At 46.1% G+C, this 23,067-nt stretch carries 21 protein-coding genes and 3 pseudogenes; 14 read left to right on the forward strand and 10 right to left on the reverse strand.

What is annotated here, in order from left to right; genetic code table 11:
- Nucleotides 1–2: 2 nt before the first annotated feature.
- The 5 genes from SB658_RS18915 to nosA all read left to right on the forward strand — a co-directional run bounded on the left by SB658_RS18915 (nt 3) and on the right by nosA (nt 4,519).
- Complete coding sequence (locus SB658_RS18915) at nt 3–962, forward strand: tripartite tricarboxylate transporter substrate binding protein (RefSeq protein ID WP_029946126.1); 960 nt, start codon at nt 3–5, stop codon at nt 960–962.
- Nucleotides 963–988: 26 nt separating this feature from the next.
- Complete coding sequence (locus SB658_RS18920) at nt 989–1,114, forward strand: hypothetical protein (RefSeq protein ID WP_003233716.1); 126 nt, start codon at nt 989–991, stop codon at nt 1,112–1,114.
- 43 nt (nt 1,115–1,157) lie between these two features.
- Nucleotides 1,158–2,459 (forward strand): Mg(2+)/citrate complex secondary transporter CitM, encoded by a 1,302-nt coding sequence (gene citM, locus SB658_RS18925; RefSeq protein WP_003242978.1) that lies wholly within the window; start codon nt 1,158–1,160, stop codon nt 2,457–2,459.
- A 55-nt stretch (nt 2,460–2,514) separates the two neighbouring features.
- Entirely contained in the window at nt 2,515–3,309 is a 795-nt protein-coding gene (locus SB658_RS18930; protein ID WP_003233712.1) for an MBL fold metallo-hydrolase, read from the forward strand.
- A 118-nt stretch (nt 3,310–3,427) separates the two neighbouring features.
- Nucleotides 3,428–4,519 carry a nitric oxide synthase gene (gene nosA, locus SB658_RS18935; RefSeq protein WP_003233711.1) on the forward strand — a complete coding sequence of 364 codons (1,092 nt, stop codon included), beginning with the start codon at nt 3,428–3,430 and terminating at the stop codon, nt 4,517–4,519.
- Here nosA and SB658_RS18940 read toward each other — a convergent pair.
- On the reverse strand, nt 4,510–4,785 hold the full coding sequence (locus SB658_RS18940) for an acylphosphatase (protein ID WP_003233709.1): 276 nt from the start codon (nt 4,783–4,785) through the stop codon (nt 4,510–4,512). The genes nosA and SB658_RS18940 overlap by 10 nt on opposite strands.
- A 66-nt stretch (nt 4,786–4,851) precedes the next feature.
- Here SB658_RS18940 and SB658_RS18945 point away from each other — a divergent pair, with 66 nt between their 5' ends.
- Nucleotides 4,852–5,517 (forward strand): MOSC domain-containing protein, encoded by a 666-nt coding sequence (locus SB658_RS18945; RefSeq protein ID WP_038427523.1) that lies wholly within the window; start codon nt 4,852–4,854, stop codon nt 5,515–5,517.
- Nucleotides 5,518–5,557: 40 nt separating this feature from the next.
- Here the strand turns inward: SB658_RS18945 and SB658_RS18950 are convergent, their stop codons facing one another.
- The 4 genes from SB658_RS18950 to map all read right to left on the reverse strand — a co-directional run bounded on the left by SB658_RS18950 (nt 5,558) and on the right by map (nt 7,259).
- Nucleotides 5,558–5,695, reverse strand: coding sequence for a YflJ family protein (locus tag SB658_RS18950; protein ID WP_003233704.1), 138 nt, complete (start codon nt 5,693–5,695; stop codon nt 5,558–5,560).
- Nucleotides 5,696–5,851: 156 nt separating this feature from the next.
- Nucleotides 5,852–6,007: a hypothetical protein gene (locus SB658_RS18955; protein ID WP_032722995.1), complete on the reverse strand. Its 156-nt coding sequence runs from the start codon at nt 6,005–6,007 to the stop codon at nt 5,852–5,854.
- 106 nt (nt 6,008–6,113) lie between these two features.
- Nucleotides 6,114–6,428, reverse strand: a complete 315-nt coding sequence (locus SB658_RS18960) for a DUF3243 domain-containing protein (RefSeq protein WP_003233700.1) — start codon at nt 6,426–6,428, stop codon at nt 6,114–6,116.
- Between the two features lie 81 nt (nt 6,429–6,509).
- Nucleotides 6,510–7,259, reverse strand: a complete 750-nt coding sequence (gene map, locus SB658_RS18965) for a type I methionyl aminopeptidase (protein ID WP_003223067.1) — start codon at nt 7,257–7,259, stop codon at nt 6,510–6,512.
- A gap of 171 nt (nt 7,260–7,430) precedes the next feature.
- Between map and nagE the strand changes: the two genes are divergently transcribed.
- Nucleotides 7,431–8,789, forward strand: a complete 1,359-nt coding sequence (gene nagE, locus SB658_RS18970) for an N-acetylglucosamine-specific PTS transporter subunit IIBC (RefSeq protein WP_003243372.1) — start codon at nt 7,431–7,433, stop codon at nt 8,787–8,789.
- 32 nt (nt 8,790–8,821) lie between these two features.
- On the opposite strand, the gene ltaS is transcribed toward nagE, so the two are convergent.
- On the reverse strand, nt 8,822–10,771 hold the full coding sequence (ltaS, locus tag SB658_RS18975) for a lipoteichoic acid synthase (RefSeq protein WP_003233694.1): 1,950 nt from the start codon (nt 10,769–10,771) through the stop codon (nt 8,822–8,824).
- A 100-nt stretch (nt 10,772–10,871) separates the two neighbouring features.
- Here ltaS and SB658_RS18980 point away from each other — a divergent pair, with 100 nt between their 5' ends.
- The 3 genes from SB658_RS18980 (at nt 10,872) to SB658_RS18990 (ending at nt 12,960) form a co-directional block, all read left to right on the forward strand.
- Nucleotides 10,872–11,009: a hypothetical protein gene (locus SB658_RS18980; protein WP_072557053.1), complete on the forward strand. Its 138-nt coding sequence runs from the start codon at nt 10,872–10,874 to the stop codon at nt 11,007–11,009.
- A gap of 18 nt (nt 11,010–11,027) precedes the next feature.
- Nucleotides 11,028–11,420, forward strand: a complete 393-nt coding sequence (locus SB658_RS18985; RefSeq protein WP_003233692.1) for a DnaJ family domain-containing protein — start codon at nt 11,028–11,030, stop codon at nt 11,418–11,420.
- 124 nt (nt 11,421–11,544) lie between these two features.
- The gene (locus tag SB658_RS18990; protein WP_029726873.1) at nt 11,545–12,960 is read left to right on the forward strand and encodes an alanine/glycine:cation symporter family protein; all 1,416 of its coding nucleotides are present in this window, start codon (nt 11,545–11,547) and stop codon (nt 12,958–12,960) included.
- Here the strand turns inward: SB658_RS18990 and SB658_RS18995 are convergent.
- From SB658_RS18995 to SB658_RS19005, 3 pseudogenes are all read right to left on the reverse strand, one after another.
- Nucleotides 12,957–13,221, reverse strand: a pseudogene (locus tag SB658_RS18995) (endospore germination permease); the annotation flags it as partial. The gene SB658_RS18990 and the pseudogene SB658_RS18995 overlap by 4 nt on opposite strands.
- Nucleotides 13,222–13,269: 48 nt before the next feature.
- A pseudogene (locus SB658_RS19000) lies at nt 13,270–13,350 on the reverse strand (spore germination protein); the annotation flags it as partial.
- Between the two features lie 126 nt (nt 13,351–13,476).
- A pseudogene (locus SB658_RS19005) lies at nt 13,477–13,662 on the reverse strand (spore germination protein); the annotation flags it as partial.
- A 192-nt stretch (nt 13,663–13,854) separates the two neighbouring features.
- Here SB658_RS19005 and treP point away from each other — a divergent pair.
- From treP to SB658_RS19025, 4 genes are all read left to right on the forward strand, one after another.
- On the forward strand, nt 13,855–15,267 hold the full coding sequence (gene treP, locus SB658_RS19010) for a PTS system trehalose-specific EIIBC component (RefSeq protein ID WP_144500854.1): 1,413 nt from the start codon (nt 13,855–13,857) through the stop codon (nt 15,265–15,267).
- 70 nt (nt 15,268–15,337) lie between these two features.
- A complete protein-coding gene (gene treC / locus SB658_RS19015; protein ID WP_134156905.1) occupies nt 15,338–17,026 on the forward strand; it encodes an alpha,alpha-phosphotrehalase in 1,689 nt (562 codons plus the stop codon).
- Nucleotides 17,027–17,046: 20 nt separating this feature from the next.
- A complete protein-coding gene (gene treR / locus SB658_RS19020) occupies nt 17,047–17,763 on the forward strand; it encodes a trehalose operon repressor (RefSeq protein ID WP_144500853.1) in 717 nt (238 codons plus the stop codon).
- 139 nt (nt 17,764–17,902) lie between these two features.
- A complete protein-coding gene (locus SB658_RS19025; protein WP_014476144.1) occupies nt 17,903–18,568 on the forward strand; it encodes an NAD(P)H-dependent oxidoreductase in 666 nt (221 codons plus the stop codon).
- 37 nt (nt 18,569–18,605) lie between these two features.
- Here SB658_RS19025 and SB658_RS19030 read toward each other — a convergent pair whose 3' ends face one another.
- Nucleotides 18,606–22,994: a multifunctional 2',3'-cyclic-nucleotide 2'-phosphodiesterase/3'-nucleotidase/5'-nucleotidase gene (locus SB658_RS19030; RefSeq protein ID WP_144500852.1), complete on the reverse strand. Its 4,389-nt coding sequence runs from the start codon at nt 22,992–22,994 to the stop codon at nt 18,606–18,608.
- Nucleotides 22,995–23,067: the final 73 nt, after the last annotated feature.

The raw sequence follows: 23,067 nt of genomic DNA on the forward strand, positions 1-23,067 counted from the left end.
ATATGAAAAAATCTATAATCCTATTGATTATTCTATTGATCTTTATGCAGGGTGATATCAGGCAGGCGGCTGCGCCGCGCCTGCCGGACGGGCCGATAGAAATTGTCGTCCCTGCCGAACCTTCTGGCGGCTGGGATGTCACAGCGCAGGCGATCCAATCAGTTTTGAGGCAGAAGCAGATCGTGAAGGGTGATGTTCATATTGTCTATAAATCCGGCGGCGGGGGAGAGAAAGGCTGGAAATATGTCAACAAAAGCAGCAAACAAACCATCAGCATGACGTCCAGCCTAATATTGAGCAATGATCTTCTCGGGCAAAGCAAATTAAAAATGGCCGATTTTACGCCGCTCGCCATTCTCTCCAAGGAATGGCAGACGGTTGCATTGCCAAAAGGATCAGCGTTAACAAATGGCAAGGATGTGCTGAATGAGATCAACATGCATCCCGGCAAGGTGAGAATCGGCTTTGCCCCGGGGTTTGGCAATGATGATCAGCTCTCGTTCGTCAGAGCGGCAGATATGTACGGCATTGACCCGTTTGACATTCAATTCTCACAGTATGACAGCAGCGAACAGCTCATTCAGGCGCTGATCAGACATGAGATAGAAGCGGCCTCCATGACACTTTCTGAAGCGAAACCATATGAACGAAACGGCGATATCACGTTAGCCGCTGTAACATCTGATAAAAGACTTCCCGGTTTTCCAAATGTACCGACGTGGAAGGAGCAGGGAATCCCGTTTGTTTTTTCTCATTGGAGAGGGATTTTGGGCCCGAAAAATATGTCTGAGGAAGAGATTTCTTACTGGGATCAAGCGCTAAAGAAGGTCACCTCTTCACCTGAATGGAAGCGGAAAATAAACGAACAGGACTGGGAAAGCTTTTATTTAAACAGCAGGGAAACGAAACGGTTTTTAGAAGAGCAATCTGCTTTTTATCAAAGCATCATGACAGGAAATTAAGATCCCGGCATCCCGGGATTTTTTTCATGCCGAAAATTGATCAAAAAGAACAAAACGGTTTTAAAAAATTAAAAATACAAAAAAACCAAATTATTTACTTGCGGTTGGTTTTCCCATACGATGGCAAAAAGGCAAGACAAAAAGGGGAGTAAGGGAGAAAAAAATGTAAGCGGATTCATTTAAGGGGGAATGGATGTGTTAGCAATCTTAGGCTTTCTCATGATGCTTGTGTTTATGGCATTGATCATGACAAAACGGCTTTCTGTTTTAACAGCATTAGTTTTGACGCCGATTGTGTTTGCGCTTATCGCCGGATTTGGATTTACTGAAGTTGGGGACATGATGATTTCCGGGATTCAGCAAGTCGCGCCGACTGCGGTCATGATTATGTTTGCGATCTTATATTTTGGAATTATGATTGATACAGGCCTGTTTGATCCAATGGTTGGCAAAATTTTAAGCATGGTCAAAGGAGACCCTTTAAAAATTGTTGTCGGGACAGCGGTTCTTACAATGCTCGTCGCCTTGGACGGAGATGGCTCGACAACGTACATGATTACGACAAGCGCCATGCTTCCGCTCTATTTGCTGCTAGGCATCCGGCCAATTATCTTGGCAGGAATCGCGGGAGTCGGCATGGGAATCATGAACACGATTCCATGGGGAGGTGCGACGCCGAGGGCGGCGAGTGCGCTGGGGGTTGATCCAGCTGAGCTTACAGGGCCGATGATTCCTGTCATTGCAAGCGGGATGCTTTGTATGGTGGCAGTTGCGTATGTGCTTGGAAAAGCGGAACGAAAGCGCCTTGGTGTGATTGAACTGAAACAGCCAGCCAATGCCAATGAACCGGCTGCTGCGGTTGAAGATGAGTGGAAGCGGCCGAAGCTTTGGTGGTTCAATTTATTGTTAACGCTTTCTTTAATAGGATGTTTAGTATCGGGTAAAGTCAGTTTAACCGTACTGTTTGTCATTGCGTTTTGTATTGCGCTGATTGTGAATTATCCCAATCTCGAGCATCAGAGACAGCGCATCGCGGCGCATTCCAGCAACGTGCTGGCTATCGGTTCAATGATTTTTGCCGCGGGGGTGTTCACGGGGATTTTGACAGGCACGAAAATGGTTGATGAAATGGCGATCTCGCTCGTGTCCATGATACCGGAACAAATGGGCGGATTGATCCCGGCGATTGTTGCCTTAACAAGCGGCATTTTCACATTCTTGATGCCGAATGACGCGTATTTCTACGGGGTGCTGCCGATTTTATCAGAAACAGCTGTCGCATACGGTGTGGATAAAGTGGAAATTGCCAGAGCCTCTATTATCGGCCAGCCGATTCATATGCTGAGTCCGCTTGTGCCATCCACTCATTTGCTTGTCGGACTCGTCGGAGTTTCTATTGATGACCATCAAAAATTCGCATTGAAATGGGCGGTTCTCGCAGTGATCGTCATGACGGCTATCGCTCTATTGATCGGTGCGATCTCTATTTCCGTATGATAATTCAGGCGTAATGACACACACTAACGGCATACAACATTCCGGAGGTGTCATTATGAGTGATCCTTATATGCCGCTGACTTCAATCAGAAGCGGAACGGGGTTCGAAGCGGCAAAAGGGGTGCACGGCCTGACTGTGCAAATTGCGAATGTCTATTTTATTCAGATGCCTTCTGAACCTCACTCATTTGTTTTAATTGATGCCGGCATGCCTCAATCAGCCGGCATGATTGTCAATGAAGCCAAACAAAGATTCGGTGAAGGGTTTCAGCTGAAGGCGATTATCTTCACACACGGGCACTTTGACCATATTGGGGCAATCGAAGAGATCCTTGAACATTGGGATGTACCTGTTTATGTCCATTCTCGGGAAATGCCCTATGTAACAGGTAAAGAGGATTATCCTCCGGCTCGTCCTGACAGCAAGAGCGGGCTGGTCGCCAAGCTGTCGCCGCTGTTTCCGCGGCACTCCATCGATATTTCCTCACATGTCCAGGCACTGCCGGAAGACGGTTCAGTTCCTTTTCTTGACGAGTGGATGTGGATCGCGACACCAGGACACACGCCGGGCCATATTTCGTTATTCCGCGATGACGGCCGCGTGCTTGTGGCAGGTGATGCTGTTATTACAGTGGAACAGGAGAAAATGGCTGACGTCTTGATACAAAAACAGGAGCTTCACGGGCCGCCGGCTTATTTCACGCCTGACACAGAGACGGCCGCGGAGTCCATTCTAAAGCTGGCCGGTCTTGAACCGGAAGCGTTATTGACAGGGCACGGCATACCGATGACCGGCAAAAACTTTCGAAGTGACTTAACTGAATTGGCAAATCGGTTATCGTCTATTTGACACCCGCACCACGCGGGTGTTTTTTATTGTTTTCCAGGAAGTTGCAGAAAAATCATTTGTCTTGCCGCTTAAAAACGATACAATGAAAAGCATGAAGTGATGTGAAGGGGAGAGTTTGTTGGAAGAAAAAGAAATACTCTGGAACGAAGCGAAAGCGTTTATTGCCGCATGCTATCAGGAATTGGGAAAGGAGGAGGAAGTGAAAGACCGTCTCGAGGACATTAAAAGTGAAATTGACCTGACCGGAAGCTATGTACATACGAAGGAAGAGCTGGAGCACGGAGCGAAAATGGCTTGGAGAAACAGCAACCGCTGCATCGGCAGATTGTTCTGGAATTCGCTGAATGTTATCGACAGACGAGACGTCCGGACGAAGGAGGAAGTGCGTGACGCCCTCTTTCACCATATTGAAACCGCCACCAATAACGGGAAAATCAGACCGACCATTACGATTTTCCCTCCGGAAGAGAAGGGTGAAAAGCAAGTCGAGATCTGGAATCATCAGCTGATCCGGTACGCTGGATATGAGTCAGACGGAGAAAGAATCGGCGACCCGGCTTCCTGTTCCCTGACAGCAGCCTGCGAAGAGCTCGGCTGGCGGGGAGAGCGAACGGATTTTGACCTGCTGCCGCTCATTTTTCGCATGAAAGGGGACGAACAGCCTGTCTGGTATGAGCTGCCGCGTTCACTTGTGATCGAGGTTCCAATCACACATCCCGACATCGAGGCGTTTTCTGATTTGGAGCTGAAGTGGTACGGCGTGCCTATTATTTCTGATATGAAGCTTGAGGTCGGGGGCATTCATTATAATGCCGCGCCATTTAACGGCTGGTATATGGGCACGGAGATCGGAGCGAGAAACCTCGCAGATGAAAAGCGGTACGACAAGCTGAAAAAAGTAGCGTCCGTGATCGGCATCGCCGCTGATTACAATACGGATTTATGGAAGGATCAAGCGCTAGTTGAATTGAATAAAGCAGTGCTGCACTCGTATAAAAAGCAGGGTGTCAGCATCGTTGACCATCATACAGCGGCAAGCCAGTTTAAACGGTTTGAAGAACAGGAGGAAGAAGCGGGCAGAAAGCTGACGGGGGACTGGACGTGGCTGATTCCGCCAATTTCACCCGCTGCCACTCATATCTTCCACCGATCCTATGATAACTCAATCGTTAAGCCGAATTACTTTTATCAAGATAAGCCTTATGAGTAAACAATAGAAAATCGATGATGGCCTTCAAGGCTGCGGGATTCAGTCACAGAGATGTCGGTAACCTTTGAGAAAGGGCTTCCGTTCTTTACAGCCTCAACAAACGATTGCAGGGCGTTTTCCGGACCCTCTGCCAAAATCTCGACACGCCCGTCATCACGGTTTTTGACCCAGCCGGCCAGTTTTCGCTTATCAGCTTCCATTTGAACAAAATAGCGAAAGCCCACACCTTGAACCCGGCCGTTTACAATGATTCGGTATTGAAGCATGTAAAAACCACCTTTTCTTTTTATGATAATCAATCATTTTACAACCTGTAAAGGGGATGTGTTTGTATGAAACCAGAGTGCTATTCAGTTCTTTCTCTTAATCTGGGAAAACCGCAGACGCTTGAATATGACGGAAAGAAAATCGAAACCGGCATCATGAAGCGGCCGGCTGAATCAGCCGTCATGCTGTATCGGGAGAATTTTGAAGGAGACGGACAGGCGGACCTCGTCAACCACGGCGGACCTGATAAGGCTGTCTGTGTCTACCCGGCGGAGCATTATCCGTTTTGGGAAGAGTTCCTCTCAAGACCGCTGTCAAATGCCGCATTTGGAGAAAATTTGACGGTCGCGGGCCTGACTGAGGAGAATGTTTGCATCGGGGATGTGTTCAGGCTTGATGAAGCTGTTGTTCAGGTCAGCCAGCCGCGCCAGCCGTGTGTAAAGCTGGCGAAAAAGTTTGGTGTAAAAGAAATGGTGCTGAAGGTCCAGCAAACCGGCTATACAGGGTTTTATTTTCGCGTGCTGGAGGAGGGCAGGGTGTCTCCCGGCGCGAACCTTGAATTGCTGTCCAGAGGAGAGAAGGGCATATCCGTCCAGTTCGCCAACCGCATCAACTACCATGATGCAAAAAATCTCACCGCCATAGAACTGATTTTAAGTGAGGCTGCACTATCGGAAAGCTGGAGAGCGTCCTTTATGAAAAAAAAGGACAGGCTGCTGCCGGTTGAATAGAAAAAAGCCGCGCATATCAACGTGCGCGGCTTTGCCATATTTAAGATTGTTTTTTCTTTGATTCAAGCAGGTTGGCAAGAAAATAGGTTTTATAGCTTTGAAGCTTTCTTCCTTCATGGTGCGTGATCCCCTGCTTTTTTAGTTCTGCCACATACCAGCCTTTACTGCCGTAATGCATGTCAGAAAACTCCTTTCCCTATCTGATTTCGAAACGATTGGCATTGTAACATCTATAAAAAGATGCTGAAAAGAGATGCGGGGAAAACTGAGCCTTTCGAACTAGATGTACGAATGTTCTTCTGTATGTATATGCGGAGCAAAAGCCGAATATGATTTAATGGCCGGTTAGTTTGATCATGACAACGCCAAATGTCATAATGGCGAAAACAATGCCGATATATGTGAGCATCCCGTTTTTTTTCTTAACGCCGTAAACGGTTATAATGATGCCTTCAATGAAAAAAATGATGCCGAAAATAATAAACCACATGCAGATAAAGGCTCCTTTCACAGACATAATAGTAGTGTAGCATATCTGAAAGAGCCGGGCTGTGACAATATCAAGAAAGCCGGGCGCATATCGCCCGGCTCATGTTTTATTGTTTATCAACCAATTTGACCAGAAGCTGTGCCAAATGTTCTTTCTCATCTTCGTCTGCAACGCTCCAAAGCTCTTGCAGCAGCATTTCTTCACCGTTTTGCGGCTCTTCATGCTTTGCGAGGTAGTCTCCCAAGATCGCAGCGCTTTTTACAAGCTTGCCGTCATCCAATCCCAGCTTTTTGCCTCGGTTGACTTGTTTTTTCAGGTAGCCTTTAAATTCATCAAAGTCTTTTAAAATGTCTTCTTTTATTGTGCCATGCATCGCGTTCATTTCGTTTTCAATTTGGATTTTTTCTTGATCTCTGTTCATTGCAAGACCTCCTCGTGCAGAATAATGATGTTTTACCTGCTATTGGAGGAGGTTAAACCTGCCGGAAGCCCGGAATGTGTTTTACAGTTTCGTCAGGATAATCGGTTCATCTTTTGTGATGACGATCGTGTGTTCAACTTGGGCAACCATGCTTTTATCCGGCGTCTTGAACGTCCAGCCGTCTCCAGCTTCAACAATCGTTTCTGCTTTCGTTGAAATAAACGGTTCAAGCGCGATGACTGTGCCATTTTTGAACAGCGCATTATCAAACGGATCATAATAGTTCATGATGTGGTTCGGCGCTTCATGCAGGCTTCGGCCGATTCCGTGGCCGGTCAGGGTTTTGATGACGGTAAAGCCTTGAGAGCGTGCTTCATGATAAACGGCTCTTCCGATCTGGTTTTGGCGCTTGCCCGCTTTTGCCTGCTGAAGCCCCTTTTGAAAAGCGTCTTCCGCGCATTGGCAAAGCTTATGAAGGCGTTCTTCTCCTTCACCGAGCACAAATGAGATGCCTGTGTCGGAATAGAACCCGCCAAATTCAGCGGAGATGTCGATGTTGACAAGGTCCCCTGCTTTTAAAATCTTGGAAGTGCTCGGTATGCCGTGAGCCACTTCATCATTTACGCTGATGCATGTCACACCTGGAAAATCGTATTCCTTCTCAGGAGCTGAAACGGCGCCATGCTCATCAAGCACAGCTTTTCCGATAAGGTCAAGGTCTTTTGTGCTCATGCCGGGCTCTGCCTTCCGCTTCATTTCTTCACGCGCAAGCGCGACGATTCTTCCGATTTTTTTCAGGCCTTCTAATTCTTGATCGTTTGTTACAATCATCTGTCATTCCCGCTTTCTTTTTAAATAATCTAGATTAAGCTTACCACAACTGTCTTAAAAATAGGAAACACACGGACCTGGGAAAAAAGAAATACCCCCGGGAAAATTGGTATAGATCACTAGATATCTTATATGGTATATTTGAAAAAAAAGGGTATGAGGGGGATGGGTATGCTTTCATTTTTACAAAAACTCGGGAAGTCATTTATGCTCCCGATTGCGGTTCTGCCTGCGGTTGGAATTATCCTTGCGCTTGGCAGAGAGGATGTATTTAATATCCCGTTTGTCTATCAGGCGGGGACGGCGGTTTTTGATCATCTGCCGCTTATTTTTGCGATCGGTATTGCCATCGGCATTTCAAAAGACAGCAATGGGGCAGCGGGTTTATCAGGGGCGATATCGTATCTGATGCTTGACGCGGCAACAAAGACAATTGATAAAACAAATAACATGGCGGTGTTTGGGGGAATTATTGCCGGTTTAATTGCCGGTTACACCTATAACCGCTTCAAGGATACCAAGCTGCCTGAATATCTCGGGTTCTTCAGTGGCAGACGGCTTGTGCCGATTTTAACAGCCATTATTACGATCATTTTAGCGGGCATATTCGGAGTGGTCTGGCCGCCGATTCAATCGTGTATCAACTCGTTTGGAGAGTGGATGCTCGGGCTCGGCGGCATCGGGGCAGGCATATTCGGCCTATTCAACAGGCTGTTAATTCCGCTTGGCCTTCACCATGTGCTGAACAATATTTTCTGGTTCCAATTCGGAGAATATAACGGAGTGACAGGGGATTTGGCGCGCTTTTTCGCGAAAGATCCGACTGCGGGCACATATATGACCGGATTTTTCCCAATCATGATGTTCGGTCTTCCGGCGGCGTGTCTGGCTATGGTTGTGACTGCGAAGCCGTCTAAACGGAAAGCGACGGCTGGAATGATGATTGGATTTGCTTTAACGGCGTTTATCACAGGGATTACGGAGCCGATTGAGTTTGCATTTATGTTTTTATCTCCGCTTTTATACGCTGTTCACGCGGTCTTAACCGGGTTATCTTTATTTATCGTCAACTGGCTCGGCATCCGCTCAGGCTTCTCTTTTTCAGCCGGAGCTATCGATTATGTGCTCAGCTATGGAATCGCGGAAAAACCGCTGCTTCTGCTTTTGGTAGGTATATGCTATGCGGCAGTATACTTTATCGTGTTTTATGTACTGATTAAGGCTTTGAATTTAAAAACGCCTGGACGGGAAGACGATGATGTGGATGAAGTGCTGGATGAAAATACTGTTCAGGATGTAAATGAAAACATCATGCTGAAAGGGCTCGGCGGAAAAGAAAACCTTCAAACCATTGATCATTGCGCCACAAGGCTGCGACTGACTGTGAAGGATACCGCTTTGGTGGATGAAGCGCTGCTAAAGAAAGCAGGCGCAAAAGGGGTTGTCAAATCGGGCGGGCAATCGGTTCAAGTCATTATTGGCCCGAATGTGGAATTTGCAGCTGAGGAATTGAGGGCTGCTGTCAAATAAAAAAGCGGAGAGGGCAACCTCTCCGCTTTTTCTTATTTATCTTCGTTATCCTTTGACGTTTCGGAAGAATCTTCGTCATGTTTTGTGTAATCATAATCAGAAGGATTCACCTTCTTAAAACCTTTCGGCTCGTAGAACCGCAGCAGGTCTCCGTTTATGATTTTATCGGACATTTCAAGTTCCTTCTTGACGAGTGAGTCTTCTGACTTGTCTACTTCGGATTCATCGAGTTCTTTTCCGGTTTTCGTGTCGTAATACTTACCGGATATTTTCGTGTACTTCGGTGAAATAAAGTCTCCGTTTCGGAACGGAATCACTTCACGGTGTTCTTTCGATAAAATATCAGAACCGGACATCAGATAGTCCTTCGTATCCACTCCGAGCAGATGCAGAATGGTAGGAGCCACATCAACGTCTCCGGCATATTTATGAACTTTCTCGCCCTTCACGCCGGCAGCGTGGATAAAGAGCGGCACCCGTTGAAGCTGGGCGTTGTCGTAATCAGTGATTTCATCCTTGCCAAGCACTTTCGCCATCGCTTTATTGTGGTTTTCAGAGATGCCGTAGTGGTCTCCGTACATTACAATAATCGATTTATCATATAACCCGTCTTTTTTCAGATCATTGAAGAATTGTTCAATGGACTGATCAAGGTAATGGGCTGACTGGAAATAGTTATCGACGACAGAGTCACCAAAGTCTCCAGCCGGGAAGTCTGTATCCCCCTCATCCATTCCGAATGGGAAGTGGTTGGAAAGGGTAATGAACTTCGTATAGAACGGCTGCGGCAGGCTTTCCAGCAGCGGCATTGATTCTTTGAAGAACGGTTTGTCTTTCATGCCGTAGTTTTTCGTGTTTTCTTCGTTCATGTCATAGTAGGCAGAATCAAAGAATTTATCAATGCCTTCCGCTTTGTACATTTCGTTACGGTTCCAGAACGTCTGCGTGTTCCCGTGGAAAGTAGCAGATGTGTAATTCTTAGACTTCAGAATCGCCGGAACGGATTGCAGCGTGTTTTGCGCTTTGTTTACGAAAACTGAACCTTGAGCCAGCGGGTACAGAGAGTTTTCCATCATAAATTCAGCATCAGATGTTTTACCTTGTCCCGTTTGGTGGAAAAAGTTATCAAAGTAGAACGTTTCGTTATCATGTGCCAGTTTATTTAAGAACGGTGTCACTTCTTTGCCGTCAATTTTATAGTCGATGATAAATGACTGTAAAGATTCAAGTGAAACGTAAATGACGTTTTTTCCTTCCGCTTTGCCGAAATACACGTTATTCGGCACATCGTAATTGGCTTTCATGTAGTTTTCTACTTCCGTCACGTCGCTGGAATCGGCAAGCGCGCGCTGGCTGTTGGACTTGATATTCTGTACAGCGTCATAAATCGTGAAATTGTATGTTCCCAAGTATTTCACAAGATAGTTCCGGTCGAATGATCTTGTCAGCAATTCAGGACGGTCTGATTCCGCAACTGCCAGGTTGATCAAGAACACAAGAATTGAAGACGCAAAAATAATTCGGAACGATTTTTTGCTTGACGTTTCGGCAGGCTTGTTTACTTTGATCGCCAAGATGATCAGGATGATCGTATCGATAAAGTAAAAGGCGTCAGTCGGTCTCATCAGCGAAAATGCGCTGTCTCCGAGTTGGCCGCCGTTTGTTTTAGCCTGCATAATGACCGGAATTGTAATAAAATCATTGAAAAATCTGTAGTACACAATGTTGGCGTACAGTAAAAAAGACATTAAAAAATGAATCACTATAATGGCTGTCTGCTGTAATTTTTTCTTGAACAAGAGTCCAAAGCCAAGAAAGAACAAGCTTGAGCTAAGAGGATTCACAAAAAGCAATATTTTTTGTATCGTGTTGTCTATTCCTAAGTTGAAGTTCAGGACATAACCGACATACGTTTTGATCCATAACAGGACGACCGCGATTAAGAAGAAGGCCAGTCCTCTTTCTTTTATAAATGTTTTCATTGTTACACTCCTTTTTTCCGATCCAGTTCGAGCGAAACGATAGAAAAAACGAACGTATCCAATATAACACGAATCAGCAGATTAGAAAAGTGAAAATCGTATGATGGAGAAAGTGGCGAAAAACGCCGTCGAATCAACGTTTCGCTTTGATATTACCAAATGTAAAACAAGGTATCTTTCTAGAAATAAAGGAATAAAATGGTACATTGAGAATTGTATGATAAAATATAAGGTATAGATAAAAAGAGGTGAAATGATGGATTTTTCCCATATTGTGTCTGAAGATAAAATTAAGCGCGCCATCAAAGACGGGGACTTTCAAAACCTCCCGGGAATGGGGAAGCCGCTGCCGAAGGATGACGCGGCACACTTGCCGGAATCGCTGCGCATGGGCTATCGTATTTTGAAAAACGCGGGAATGGCAGAGGACGAGGGCGCGCTCAAAAAAGAGCTTATGACCATCGACCATTTAATTGAAAAGTGCTATGACGAAAAAGAACGCGAGCAATTAATCAGAAAAAAATCTGAAAAGCAATTGCTGCTTGATAAGCTTGTCGACAAAAAAGGCATGTTTTCAAAGCCAGCATCCGCTTTTTATAAGAATAAAGTATATGACCGGCTTGGACGAAACAGACCTTCTTCCAGCTGATTTGTCTTGTCTGCAGGATGGCGATTGATAAAAGCCATCCTTTTTATGTTCCAAGTTCTATGTCAAAAGGTTTATGTTTTTCCATCTATGGGAAATGATTCATAAACGAAAAAAGGGTGATGGGATGGAACGACTATTAGTATGGATAGAGCATATATCTGATTGGCTGTGGGGTCCGCCGCTAATCATCCTGCTGACGGGGACGGGCTTGTATTTCACTATTTTGCTGAAAGGTTTTCAATTTCGCTATCCTTTATACATTTTCAAACAGACAATCGGCAGTGTAGGAAAAAAGCCGAAGGGAGAAGGCACAGTCACACCGCTTCAGGCATTGACCTCAGCCCTCAGTTCAACGATCGGTGCAGCGAACATTGTCGGTGTGCCCGCCGCTATTATGTTTGGGGGGCCAGGAGCGGTTTTTTGGATGTGGCTTATTGCCTTATTTGCCATGGCGATTAAGTTTTCTGAAAGTGTTCTTGCTGTTCATTACAGAGAAAAAAATGAGCAGGGTGAATACGTCGGGGGACCGATGTATTACATAACAAAAGGGCTGCGCATGAAATGGCTCGGCGTATTCTTCTCTGTTGCGCTGATTGTGGAGCTGATTCCCAGCATTATGGTTCAGGGAAATTCGGTTTCAGTCTCGCTTGCCGAGACGTTTTCTTTCAATAAAATATACGCAGGAATCGGAATTGCATTTTTGATTGGGTTAGTGGTGATAGGAGGGGTAAAGCGGATCGGAAAAGTAACAGAGTTTGTCGTGCCTCTTATGGCAGGGGCATACGCAGGTGCCGGTCTCCTGATTGTTCTCATGAATCTATCATCAGTGCCGGCGTTTTTCTCTCTCGTCTTTTCAAATGCGTTTACCTCTTCTTCAGCAGTTGGAGGGTTCGCAGGTGCTGCGTTGGCGGAAACCGTTCGCTGGGGATTTGCCCGCGGGCTGTATTCTAATGAAGCCGGAATGGGAACAGCCTCGATTGCACATGCGGCAGCAATGACTGATCATCCTGTGCGGCAAGGGTTTTGGTCTGTGATCGGCATTGTCATTGACACCTTGATCATCTGCACGACCACCGCTTTTGTCGTTCTTGCATCTGGTGTCTGGACAGGGAAGAACGCCTCAATTGACCCGGCAGCACTGACGACGGCTGCATTTCAGCATTATTTCGGTTCTGGCGGAGGGTACTTCGTTTCGGTTTCCCTAGTCTTCTTTGTCGTATCAACCATTATGGTTGTCATTTTTTACGGTGTAAAGCAAGCTGAATTTCTGTTCGGGCGGCTGGCAGGACACGTGATTAAATTCGTTTATTTAGCGGCTATTATCATAGGTGCCGCAGGCGGAGCAAAAGCCATTTGGGGCTTTTTGGACTTAGCATTGGCTTTTATTCTCGTTCCAAATGTGATTGCGCTGTTGTTATTGAGCAGAAAGGTAAAAGCGCTGTACACCGAATTCTTTACATCTGAACAGTACTACCTGAAAGATATAAGAAAAACAAAACAGAATCCTGTTTATCAAACAAAAGAAGCTAAAAATTCCTAGTGCTTTGCTTTGGCGCTGAACAACGCTTTGCTTTTTATGATCAAATAAATGAGTAAAGGCAGCAAAATAGAAATCACTTCATTAATGATTGGTTTGATTCTGTTAAAGTCGAAGCTGATTTGTATGTAAGAAGAACCAAAAGCTGCCGGTTGGTGTATACATGGCTTTCGGGTCGTTTTTAGAGCGATAGGCTGTACCACGATACTTCACTATAATGACGGAAATCCAAAAGGCCGTGATGATCAGGCCTGAACGATCCAAGATACAATCATTACCATGGAGCAGACACAATTTCCGCATCAGTACTGTCCCAATAACAAGAGCGCCGAGGATGCTGACCGTCTGACCAACGGTTTTCGGCAGGCGCACTTCCTCTTCACGGAGAGCCTCAGCTGTATGGCGGGGAAAGAAATCGGCTAGCGGGCAGACGCCGCGCTGAACATTATACCCTGAGGCTTTCAGTGAAGCCCTCTCTCGATCCTTTGATGGTCGATTCTGTTATTAACTTTTCAAAGTTTCTTCATAAACAATAAATCCGCACAGCCCATTTCCAAAGTCAAATTGTCTAAATACGATGTTTGAGCAACCTTCTGTAAGCTGGGTCAGATTATCGAGGTTTTCCTTCAAATTGGGAGAGATCGGTCTGTCCTGATTGTCTTCAAGCTCTTTGATGAGCTGAAGCGCTTTGTCGCGTTTATTCATAGAGGCTCACCCTGCTTTTTAATGTCATATTCAATAAGTGCTTGTGACTTTTAGGGTAACCTTGTCTGTTTCATATAATCCAGACTAGGATGAAAGCGCTATAAAAAAGTGTTGACTGCCTGTATATACAGGAATACAATATGATTATAAGTTGTATATACAAGTTATAAAAACGGATACGGAGGGGTTGGCATGGGGGAACTGAACAAATCGGCACGTCAGATTGTCGAAGCAGTCGGCGGTGCAGAAAATATTGCAGCGGCAACTCATTGTGTTACACGTTTGCGTTTTGCTTTAATAGATGAAAGCAAGGTTGACCAAGAGATGCTTGATCAAATTGATGTGGTAAAGGGATCATTCTCGACAAACGGACAGTTTCAGGTCGTAATCGGCCAGGGAACTGTCAATAAAGTATATGCTGAACTGGTTAAGGAAACGGGGATTGGCGAGTCAACAAAGGATGAAGTGAAGAAGGCCTCAGAAAAAAATATGAATCCTTTGCAGCGTGCTGTGAAAGCGCTTGCAGATATTTTTATTCCAATATTGCCTGCGATTGTCACGGCGGGTCTTTTAATGGGGATCAATAACATTTTAACGGCGGAAGGCATTTTCTTCAGTACAAAATCGATTGTGCAGGTTTATCCGCAGTGGGCGGATCTTGCTAATATGATTAACCTGATTGCAGGCACGGCCTTTACGTTTTTGCCTGCGTTAATCGGATGGTCTGCCGTCAAGCGGTTCGGCGGCAATCCGCTTCTCGGCATTGTGCTCGGAGTTATGCTCGTGCATCCTGATTTGCTGAATGCGTGGGGATATGGAGCGGCAGAACAAAGCGGAGAGATCCCGGTATGGAATCTATTCGGCCTAGAGGTGCAGAAAGTCGGCTATCAGGGCCAGGTGCTCCCAATTTTGCTTGCTTCTTATATGCTGGCGAAGATTGAGGTATTTTTAACAAAACGCACACCTGAGGGCATACAGCTGCTCGTTGTCGCACCAATTACGCTTCTCTTAACAGGATTTGCCTCTTTTATCATTATCGGCCCGATTACATTTGCGATCGGTAATGTACTGACTTCAGGGCTTATCTCGGTGTTCGGTTCTTTTGCCGCACTGGGCGGTCTGTTATATGGCGGTTTCTACTCAGCGCTCGTGATTACCGGTATGCATCACACGTTTCTTGCAGTCGACCTGCAGCTCATCGGATCAAAGCTCGGCGGCACCTTTTTATGGCCGATGCTGGCGCTTTCTAATATCGCACAAGGTTCGGCGGCTCTGGCCATGATGTTTATCGTGAAGGATGAGAAACAAAAAGGCCTCTCCCTCACATCAGGGATTTCTGCTTATCTTGGCATTACAGAGCCTGCCATCTTTGGGGTGAATCTGCGATACAGATTCCCGTTTATCATTGCAATGGTCAGCTCTGGCCTGGCCGGAATGTATATTTCTTCTCAAGGTGTGCTGGCAAGCTCCGTCGGTGTCGGCGGCGTGCCGGGGATTTTCTCAATCATGAGCCAGTACTGGGGCGCGTTTGCAATCGGGATGGCTATTGTATTGATCGTGCCGTTTGCCGGAACATACGCGTATGCGAGATTCAAACATAAATAACAAATGGGGAGCGGGACGTGTTGAACGTTCCCTTTTCCCGTTTTCAATTTAAATATGGTGGTGGAAACAGATGAAAACAGAACAAACGCCATGGTGGAAAAAAGCTGTGGTTTATCAAATTTATCCGAAAAGCTTTAACGATACGACGGGAAACGGTGTCGGCGATTTGAACGGCATTATTGAAAAGCTGGATTACTTAAAAACACTTCAAGTGGATGTGCTTTGGCTGACACCGATTTATGATTCTCCTCAGCATGATAATGGGTACGATATTCGTGATTATTACTCGATTTATCCTGAATATGGAACGATGGAGGATTTTGAGCGGCTAGTGTCCGAAGCGCATAAAAGAGACTTGAAAGTCGTCATGGATCTTGTTGTCAATCATACGTCAACAGAGCACAAATGGTTTCGCGAGGCGATCTCTTCCATAGACAGCCCGTATCGTGATTTTTATATATGGAAAGACCCGCAGGAAAACGGTTCTCTTCCGACGAACTGGGAATCGAAATTCGGGGGATCGGCATGGGAACTTGATGAAGCGTCGGGCCAATACTATTTGCATCTGTTTGACGTGACACAGGCTGATTTGAATTGGGAAAATGAAGAGGTCAGAAAGCATGTCTATGACATGATGCATTTTTGGTTTGAAAAGGGAATAGACGGCTTCAGGCTTGATGTCATCAACCTGATTTCTAAAGATCAGCGCTTTCCGAATGCGGAGGACGGCGGCGACGGCCGCTCTTTTTACACTGATGGGCCGCGGGTGCACGAATTTCTGCATGAAATGAACGAAAAGGTGTTTTCGCATTACGACAGCATGACGGTCGGTGAGATGTCTTCAACAACCGTAGACCACTGCATCCGGTATACGAATCCTGACAATAAAGAACTTGATATGACATTCAGCTTCCATCATCTCAAGGTTGACTATCCCAACGGCGAAAAATGGGCCTTGGCGCCGTTTGACTTTTTGAAGCTGAAGGAGATCCTATCCGACTGGCAAACGGGGATGCACGCAGGAGGGGGATGGAACGCTCTGTTCTGGTGCAATCATGATCAGCCGCGCGTTGTATCAAGATATGGAGATGATGGCGCATATAGGGTGAAATCGGCGAAAATGCTTGCTACGGCCATTCATATGATGCAGGGCACGCCTTATATTTATCAGGGCGAGGAGCTGGGAATGACGAATCCGAAGTTTAATGACATCAGCTCCTATCGGGATGTCGAATCGCTGAACATGTATCACGCCTTTAAGGAAAAAGGAATGGCTGATCAAGAGATCACAGCCATTTTACAGGCGAAATCCCGTGACAATTCCAGAACCCCTGTTCAGTGGGATGCTACGGAGAATGGCGGTTTTACAACGGGCACCCCATGGATACCGGTCGCCGGCAACTATCGGGAAATCAATGCCGAAGCGGCGCTGAGGGATCAAAATTCGGTGTTTTACCATTATCAAAAATTGATTCAGATTCGCAAAATGTATGACATTGTGACAGAGGGAACGTATGAGATAATCGCAAAGGATGACCCGAACATTTTTGCGTATCTCAGACACGGCAGCAATGAAAAGCTGCTCGTGATCAATAATTTTTACGGGACAGAGGCGGCCTTTACACTGCCGGACTCTTTAGCGCCTGACGAATGGAAGGCAGAGGTGCTGTTGACGAACGATGAAGCAAGGGAAGGGCTTCAGAACATGACGCTCCGCCCGTATGAGTCCATTGTTTATCGTTTAACAAAACCGTGTTAAACTAAGCTGGGTGGTCCATAATGAAGGTGAATAAATTCATCACAATTTATAAAGACATCGCACAGCAAATTGAAGGCGGCCGATGGAAAGCGGAGGAGATTCTTCCGTCTGAACATGAGTTGACCGCACAGTACGGTACATCAAGAGAAACGGTCCGAAAGGCGCTTCATATGCTCGCGCAAAACGGTTATATCCAGAAAATCAGGGGAAAAGGCTCCGTCGTGCTCAACCGTGAAAAAATGCAGTTTCCCGTTTCGGGCCTTGTCAGCTTCAAGGAGCTCGCGCAAACGCTTGGCAAAGAAACGAAAACAACTGTACACAAATTCGGGCTGGCGCCTCCGTCAGAGCTGATCCAAAAACAGCTCCGGGCCAATCTGGATGACGACATCTGGGAAGTCATCAGGTCTAGAAAGATTGACGGGGAACATGTGATTTTGGACAAGGATTACTTTTTCAGAAAGCATGTCCCTCACCTGACGAAAGAAATTTGTGAAAACTCCATATATGAGTATATAGAAGGAGAGCTCGGTCTTTCGATCAGTTACGCCCAAAAAGAAATTGTCGCCGAGCCGTGTACGGACGAGGACAGAGAGCTGCTCGATTTACGCGGCTATGACCATTTGGTCGTGGTGAGAAACTACGTCTTTTTGGAGGATACCAGTTTGTTTCAATATACGGAAAGCAGACACCGTCTCGACAAATTCCGATTTGTTGATTTTGCGCGGCGGGGGAAATGAGAGAGGCGCCTGCCTGCGGCAGCGCGCTTTTTTGTTTGGTATCAAAATTGATACTATCCAACAAAAATGTGCGTACTTTTACTTTTTATCATAATGGCTACAATAGAGATGAGAGTAACCTAAAGGAGAGGTGTTTTACATGGCAGATCTAAAGAAACAAATTCTGGATGCATACAATTTCAGGCATGCGACTAAGGAATTTGACCCGAATAAAAAAGTGTCAGACAGCGATTTTGAATTTATTTTAGAAACAGGAAGACTGTCTCCGAGCTCACTCGGCCTTGAGCCTTGGAAATTTGTCGTCGTCCAAAATCCGGAATTCCGCGAGAAGCTTCGTGAATACACATGGGGCGCGCAAAAGCAGCTGCCGACCGCAAGCCATTTCGTCCTGATTCTTGCGCGTACAGCGAAGGATATCAAATATAATGCGGACTACATCAAACGTCATTTAAAAGAAGTAAAACAAATGCCTCAAGACGTGTACGAGGGCTATTTAAGCAAAACAGAAGAATTCCAGAAAAACGATTTGCATTTGCTTGAAAGTGACAGAACATTGTTTGACTGGGCATCAAAACAAACCTATATCGCGCTTGGCAACATGATGACTGCCGCTGCGCAAATCGGTGTTGATTCCTGCCCAATCGAAGGCTTCCAGTACGATCACATTCACCGTATTCTTGAAGAAGAAGGCCTTCTGGAAAACGGAAGCTTCGATATTTCTGTGATGGTGGCATTCGGCTACCGAGTGAGAGACCCTCGTCCGAAAACAAGATCTGCTGTTGAAGATGTTGTGAAGTGGGTTTAAATAAAGAAAGCTGCTCGCTAAGCGAGCAGCTCTTTTTTTATGCCTGATTCGCTCTATTCTGTTTTCTCCTCTGATGTAAGTACATTGCCGTTCCGAGTGCACTAATCAGAAATCCGGCCAACAGGATCGAGTACATGGATGTGGCTGTGTCCGGAAGCAGGCCGCCAGCCGGACCGTCTGTTCCTGATCCGCCCGAACCGTTTCCACCAGAGCCGTTAGTCAGTTGAGTGCCGGGAGGCGTATCATTTCCTCCGTTTCCGTCAGTTGGCTGTTTTCCGCCTGGTTTGTCGGAGCCTCCGCCATGATTGCCGTCATCACCGCCTGTCGGTTGGTCGGACGGGAATGCCGGCGGTTTGTTGTTTGAACCGGAATTTAAGATCGTGTATTCGCTGAAGTGGTTTGTATATCCTGTCACCATATCATCATCGACTGATCCGTGACCTGTCTTTGTGAAAGCTTTCTTTTTTCTATCGACGTGATAAATGGCAGGGTTATGGGCTTCTTCAATATCAAACATGCGAAGCGAAAGCTGTACGGGCTCCTTGAATGATTTTATTTCCTTTCCTTTTTGCTTCACTGTAAAGTCATATACATCTGACAGTGACACATCCAATTCTCCCGTCGACTTGATTCCGATTGCAGTGTCTGCGGTTTTAAGGTTCGCCATTGGCATCTTCATGCTGTACCAGTAGTTGAACACCGTCAATGAAGGATCTGACTCTCTTTCTTTCAAAAGTTTGACCTGATCTTTTTTCACTTTAAGATTGATAGGCTTCTCTTGAGATCCTTCATGTGTTCCATAATAGACAAACGGCGTGTTGGCATTTTTAGCGTAAATCGCAAATTTGTCTTCATCAAGTGTCCAGCTGCCGTCCTTCTGCTTTGTCGGCAGGAATACTTCTTTGATCCGTCCTTCAATTTTAGGAGAGACCTTGTTTCCTAGTTTTTTCAGCTGTTCGGTGAAAATCTCATAATCAACGTAGCCAAGGTCTTCACCATGGGAGGCTTCTGTAAAGACAGAATATCCGTCTCCTCCGGCACCGACAAAATTATTCGTTGCCACGCGGTAGGTATCATCCGTATTTATAGCAACTTTGTCTCCGTTAGGCGATTCAATTTTCACTTCTAACACACGGTGTCCAGGTTCGTTGTTTAATGTAAAGGTATATTCGATTCCGGCCACCTGAGGGAAAGCGCCGCCGCCATTTTCCACATTGCTTAGGCCTTGTTCAAGGGCTTCTTTAATTTGTTTTCCGGTTAAATCGGCCACGTAAAGCGTATTGCCGAACGGCATCACGTTGAGCACCTCGCCGAGTGTGATATCACCTTTGTCAATGCCTGCTCTGATGCCGCCGCCATTTGTTATCGCTATTCTGGCGCCGGCTGCTTCTTTCGCTTTTGCCAGCATACCGTCCGCGATGAAGTTTCCGAGATTCGTTTCCTTCGTGCGCACATGCTCACGCTGGCCGTCAAGCGCCACATCCGTATAGCCGACTTTTTCATTTTTCACGTCCTCTAATTCACTTTTGAACTGATCAAGCTCTTGTTTTGCTTCTGCGTTTTCTTCTGTATGCTCATCAATTGGCAGCACGCTCAGATTTGATTTGTCTGTTTGCACAACGCCATTTTCATCAAACGCGACATCAACGCGCCCCAAGAATTGGCCGTATTCTTTTGCCTGCGCCACGATCGTCGGTTCTTCGTTGTTTACGACCTCCATTTTGTCAACGAGGGTGTGAGTGTGTCCGCCGATGATCAAGTCAATGCCTTTTACTTTTTTGGCTAGCTCAAGATCCCGGTTATGCCCGATATGGGTTAATGCAATAATTTTATTTGCTTTTTCTTCTTCCTGAATCGCTTTGACGGTGTTTTGTGCTGTTTCAAAGGCATCATTGAATATGATGCTTTTGCCCGGGCTTGATGTGGTAGCCGTATCTTCCGTTGTCAGGCCGAATACGGCGACTTTCTCCCCGTCAACGTCTAACAGAATGTAAGGGTGGATGCCGGCCTCTTTCTCTTCACCTGCCGTAAAGGTTTGCGGCTTTTTGACAAATGATTTCAGCTTGGGTTCATTTGACACATCTACGTTTGCACTGACAATCGGAAATTCCGGTGCTTCAAAGTGATAGCGGTTCGCCGGATCAACGGTTGCGCTGTTTCCGCTTAGAAAATCAGAAAGCACTGTCGGGCCTTTATCAAATTCATGGTTCCCGAAGGTCATGGCGTCATAGCCCATCATGTTCATCATTTTCAGATCGGCCAAACCGTTCCATTTTGTAAAATACAGATCGCCGGAAAACACATCTCCCGCATCAAGGAGAATGTTGTGATTTGTTTCGCTGCGTACTTCGTTGATTTTCGTCATTCGTCTCGCTGCATCATCGAGATGTGCGTGCGTATCATTGGTGTGCATGACGGTCAGATCCCACAGTCCTTCTTTAGGAGGGTCTGGATTTGAATCATCATCGAATTGCAGCTTATACACACCATAGCCTTCATTCGCAGACTTGCCTACATAAGCGACGTCGTCTGCTTTATCGGCAAATGGCTTCGCCAAAAGCGATGATTCAAACGTCAGATTTGTGCCGGAAACAGGCGCGATTGACCAGTTGTTGTCTGCCTTTGGATTGACTGTTTTTTGTTCAATAATGTAATCCATCAGCACCTGCCTGTTTTCAACCGCAGAGCCGTGGACAATTTTATCACTCGTCAAGTGAGGGAACCCGCCGCCTCCTGACGCACGATAGTTATTGGTGACCACGAGAAATTCCTGGCTTGGGCTGATCGGCTTGCCTTCATAGGAAAGGTTGATGATCCGGGATGAATCCGCATTGATCACTTTTCCGTTCTCATTGTATTTAGCCGGTTTTGTCACATCGACCTGATATGTGACACCGTCAATCACGTCAAAATTATAGGAGCGGAAATTCTCGTTCAGCAAGGCCTGATCGCCGCCTTTGGCTGGATCAATTTGATTGAATTGGCCTGCTGACATCTCCAGCCAGTCCTTGACCTCGCTGCCTGTCAGCTTGACGATTTGAACAGTATTATCGTAAAGATACAAGTCACCGACATTTTTAATCGCAAGATCTCCGGCTGGAATGTTTGTATAGTAATTGGCTCCGTTTCTGCCGCCTGCTTTAAACGGCGCTCCAGCGGATAAAATCGGCAGGTTCTTGTACTCGGTATCCTTCATTTCTTTTTCAGCGTACCACTTTTGCGCGTCAGTCACGATCTGAATGGAAGGATCATCTTTGACCTGTGCAAAGAAGCTGTTAATATCTGCTTCGGTTTTGCCGACTGGCTTTCGGACATACTCCAGTGTGTTTTGGTGTGTTTGCTGAATGGTGTTTGTAACGGTTTCGTTTCTTGATGTGACGTTGCCAGCAATAGATTCAATACTTCCTTTGGAATCTGCTACCTTCCATGAGCCGTCCGCCTTTTCAAGCTTGAGGTCAATCACGCCTAAATATTTGCCCCAGCTGCTTGGCATGACGACAGGAATGCCGTTAATTGTTCCCTTTTCCACATTGAACTGAGCAACACCCGCATACTCGGCGGAAGGAAAGAGTCCGTGCTGATGGCCCGAGATAATCGCGTCAATGCCTTTCGTTTTGGTGGCAAGGTCAAACACGGCGTTTTCTGCGCCTGATGATTGCGCCTGCTTTTCAATGCCGGTGTGGGCGAGGGCAATAATGACATCTGCGCCTTCCGCCTTCATTTTCGGGATCGTTTCATTGGCGGATTCTACGATATCCTGCACCTGAACTTGCCCCTCGAGATTCTTTTTGTCCCATGTCATGATTTGCGGCGGGACAAAGCCTATGTAGCCGACTTTTACTTTCTGCTCATTACCGTTTTCATCAATGAGGGTTTTTTCATTAATCACATACGGCGTATAACGGTTTTCGCCGCTAGTTGTTTTGACGTTGGCATTTACAATCGGGAAATCGGCTCCTTTGATTGTGCCGTCGAGAAAGTCGAGCCCGTAGTTGAATTCATGATTGCCAAGCGTTCCGGCGTCGTATTTCAGCGCATTCATGACGCTGATAATCGGATGGGTTTTCGTGCCGGAGATAATGTCGTCTTTTTGATATTTCACCGCGTATTCACCCAGCGGATTCCCTTGAATCAAGTCGCCGTTATCCACAAGCAGGGTGTTAGGGTTTTGCTCGCGGTGCTTTTGGATCAATTGCGCTGTTCTCGCCAGACCGAAATCCGCCGTTTCTTTGTCGCTGTAGTAATCGTAATCCATCATGTTGGCATGAATATCAGTCGTAGCCAAAATACTCAGATGCACCTGAGGAGCCGCGCTTTCTTCTGCATGAATGGGTGGTGTTGGGAGGATTAGGCTAAGTATCATAATTGGGGGCAAAAGAATACGGAGAATGTTTTCGACGTGTGTTCGTCTTTTCTGTATTCTCACCAGTTCTCCACCTTTCAACGAAATTTGTGTTACAGCTCCTATTGTAAGAATATTTTGTAACTATTTGTAGGTG

The sequence above is a fragment of the Bacillus sp. SIMBA_008 genome (genome assembly GCF_046535495.1).
Taxonomy (GTDB): domain Bacteria; phylum Bacillota; class Bacilli; order Bacillales; family Bacillaceae; genus Bacillus; species Bacillus subtilis.